Consider the following 901-nt stretch of genomic DNA (forward strand, 5'->3'; position numbering starts at 1 on the left):
ATTCCTTTGTCCAGACCCTGACCGTTCAACCCCTGCGCGAGTCGGACTTGCCCAGACCGCTGATCAACGGCATTGCCCATAACGGCACACTCGACCTCAATACCTTTACTGGCAACGCGACGGCGTCGTTGGCCAAGTGGCGGTTGAGTGCTCAGGGACAACGGGTGTGGTTGAGGTGCAGCAGCGTCGGCGTAGATGATTTGCCGGTGCTTGACGGGGTGGCGATCACTTCGGCGGAAGCGGCGAACGGCCTGGTGAACAAGGCGGTACTGCGCAGTTGGCTGGCGGCATTGCCGGATAACCGGCAGATCACTGTCACCTGCAACGTGAGTTTTGACGGCAGCGCTGTCGAGGCCACTGCCCAGGAATTCCCCGCGTCCACCTACATCGTGCGTTCGGCACTCGGAGACCTGCGCCTGCCCGTGCTGCTCCAGGCTTCAGGCAGTGGAGCCTCGGTAACCCTGGCCCCATTGAGCGCCTTGAATGGGGGCACGGTCCGGGTGAGCTACACCGGTATGCTCACCACCGATAGCATCCGAGTCATCATGCTCGGCAACGGCGCCGCAGGTTCTCCCGTCCTCCCAGCCAAGGGCGGCAGCACGAGCGGCAGCGTTGATTTCCCGATTCCGGCGAGCGCCATCGCTGCCAATATCGGTAACAGCAACCGAATATTTACGCTCAGGTATGAAGTGACCCGTGGCAGTGAGACCAAGCCTTCCGGAACGGTAACGGTGACGGTGACGCCGATTCCAGCAGCGAACCTGCCTCGGGCGGTCATTCATAACATTCCTACGGGCGGGACGCTGGACCTGAACACGTTTGCCGGCAATGCATGGGCAGCCCTGGGGAGATGGCCTTTTATTGCTGGTGGACAACGGGTGTGGATTATCTGCAGCAGTGC

Annotated in this window: 1 pseudogene; it reads left to right on the top strand. The window is 61.3% G+C overall.

The annotated features are described in order from the left end of the window. A pseudogene (locus AC07OP_RS31595) lies at positions 1-901 on the top strand (hypothetical protein); the annotation flags it as partial.

Source organism: Pseudomonas sp. GW821-FHT09D08, assembly GCF_059416305.1.